The organism is Mesorhizobium sp. M7A.T.Ca.US.000.02.2.1, assembly GCF_003996995.1.
GTDB lineage: Bacteria > Pseudomonadota > Alphaproteobacteria > Rhizobiales > Rhizobiaceae > Mesorhizobium.
On sequence record NZ_RZTT01000642.1, the window covers coordinates 1 to 2,353 of the forward strand.

The 2,353-nt window shown below is 67.2% G+C and carries 2 protein-coding genes and 1 pseudogene; all 3 read right to left on the bottom strand.

From position 1 onward, the window contains the following. Positions 1-104 precede the first annotated feature (104 nt). Positions 105-617 carry a hypothetical protein gene (locus EOD15_RS32915; RefSeq protein ID WP_127321107.1) on the bottom strand — a complete coding sequence of 171 codons (513 nt, stop codon included), beginning with the start codon at positions 615-617 and terminating at the stop codon, positions 105-107. 3 nt (positions 618-620) lie between these two features. Then, on the bottom strand, positions 621-1,289 hold the full coding sequence (locus EOD15_RS32920) for a hypothetical protein (RefSeq protein WP_127321106.1): 669 nt from the start codon (positions 1,287-1,289) through the stop codon (positions 621-623). A 239-nt stretch (positions 1,290-1,528) separates the two neighbouring features. After that, positions 1,529-2,353: pseudogene (locus EOD15_RS32925) on the bottom strand (hypothetical protein); the annotation flags it as partial.

Here is a 2,353-nt window from a genome sequence, read left to right on the forward strand (position 1 = left end):
GCCCTTGCATGGCGCCGCCAATCGGCGATCCCTGCGGATATTGCGGCGCGTTGCCGGTATCGAGCCGGCGCTGGCCAATGGAAAGGGGGATGATGTGGACCATTTCAGTAGAGCCCCGAATAGCCGCGGGCTATGGCCGCGCTCGCCCGAGGCGAAAATGCAGAACCGCCGAGGCTCACGGCCTTGGTCGGGTCGTAGATTTTGGATAGGCCGCCAACGAGCGCGCTGCCGGCGTTAAAGATCGATGCCGTCGCCGCCTGCTTGCCGGAGAAGCGCGAGAGTGCGGCCTGGCTGTTGAGATTGTTCTGGCGCAGCTGCGAGCTGTACCGGATCGCGTCGAGGTCGAGCTGGCCCTGCCTGGCATTGGCGGCCAGCACCTCGGTCGGCGAGCCTGATATGCCGACGCCCGAGGCGCCGGCCTGGGCGCGCGCCTGGCCCAGCAGGAGATCCTGTTTGTGGCGCTCCTGGGTCTGTTCGAAGGCGGAACTCTGCGCCTCGGCCTGCGCCTGCTGTCCGTAGGCCTTGGCCTGATAGTCGGCCATCTGCTTCGACTGCTGGCCTTCGACCAGCGCGCCGCCAACGGAAAGGGCGGTGCCGATAAGGGCAAGTGTGCACATGGTTCAGCCTCGTTCGCCAAAGGAGGTGGTTGCGGGAATGAATTTGCTTTTGACGCCGTCCACCGGCGCGCCGAGCGCCGGGCGCGGGTCGAGCACACCGCCGGGGGTGAGGAACGACACAAGCAGCCTGTCGGCCTGCAGCGCCGGCCGGCTGAGACGGGCCGGGGCAGCGGCCCGCGGGCCGGCCATAGCGGCGCGGCGGGTGGTGATCAGGTTGATCTTCAGCTCGGCGACGCCGGCGGCATCGAACAGGCCGTTGGCGGTGGCAATGGTGCGGGCGAGCGCATCGGCCTCGAACAATTCCTGGCGCAGAAGCTCGACCAGCCGGCGGGCGCTGCGCCAGCGCTCGCCAAGCGTTGCAGCTTTGGCGTTGATCTCGTCGCCAAGCGCGGAAATGTCGGCCCGCGCTTCGCTCCGAGCGGCCTCCGCACGGCATTTGCCGGCAGCGACGATGATCTTTTCCAGCAGCCCGATCTGCTCGTTGCAATCGTCCAGCGCGGCACGCGCGGCGGCCAGGTCGCCATCGCCGAAGACCGCGCGGTCCTCGGCTTGTGCCAGTTCGGCTCTGCAGTGAAGCGCGTCGTTGAGGTCGGTATCGAGCATGGCGATGACGGCGGCGAATTCGGCAGCCGTCCGCGCCCTGCCGAGGATTTCGGCATGGAGGGATGTCATGGGAGGAGTGTCCTTGTGGATGGAGTGCGGGCGGGCAGAGGGTTATCTCCCCCTCGAGGGGGAGATGGCCGGCAGGCCAGAGGGGGTCGGTACGACCGGATGCGACCTTCTGCGGCAGATGAAGGTCGGCGTCCCGCGTGAGCGCCGGCATCCTCTTTTTCAACGTGGGAGGTCGCGTCCCATCGTACCTACCCCCTCTGTCGCCTTCGGCGACATCTCCCCTCGAGGGGGGAGATTAGTTACGGCTCCGCGTCAAACACCGGCGTAAATGCCCTGATCGTACAGGGCGTCGGGTTGATGTGGCGGATCCTCACGCGGCCCTGCCCTTCCCAGCTGTCGTCGATCGGCACCTCGACATTGCCGGTGAACAGCGTTGCCCGCCCGTCCGGCGCAACGATCGAGGGCATGCGCACCGGCTCCCAGCGGCCGCGCATCAAGGACTGGACTTGAAGCCCCGTGGTGTCGGTCTCCAGCAGCGACAGGATCACTTTCGCCACCTTCTTGCGGCGGCCGATGATGGAGCCGTCGCGGCCGCCGACATCGAGCTCCAGCGTGTCGGCGCCCGCAGCATAGGGCAGGCCAAGCTGCCATTTGGCGGCGGTAGAACCGCCCGGCAGCGTGACGGTGCCGCCGCCGCTGACGGTCAGGCCGCGATAGACTTTTCCATCGGCGAGAACATCGACGGACTGGCCGGCGAGATGCATGGCGCCGCCCACCGTGGTGACCGCAAGACCCGTGTAGGTCAGGCCGCAATCGACCTCGAAGGCGTCCCCGATGGCGCCGTATTCGAACGGCGCGGTCTTGATTTCGATGTAGCGCCTGGTCACGCCGCCAATGCTGCGCTTCACGATCAGCCAGAGGTCGTCATTGCCGTCCTGGCCGGGGGTGACCGCAGCGCTTTCGACATCAGCCCAATTTGAACCATCGGGGCCCGCCCCGCTGACGCTGCCGCCGAGGCGATGCCGGTGCATGCCGCGCACCTCCTGGCTCGGCTGGTGGGTGTAACCGCCAAGCTCGCCATTCTCGAGCGGGAACCACAGCAACGGGTCGGGATCGGTCTGGAA

Bases quoted from the DNA above. Each gene is read 5' to 3' on its own strand.
- EOD15_RS32915 (WP_127321107.1), bottom strand. From the start codon at position 617: ATGTGCACACTTGCCCTTATCGGCACCGCCCTTTCCGTTGGCGGCGCG.
- EOD15_RS32920 (WP_127321106.1), bottom strand. From the start codon at position 1,289: ATGACATCCCTCCATGCCGAAATCCTCGGCAGGGCGCGGACGGCTGCC.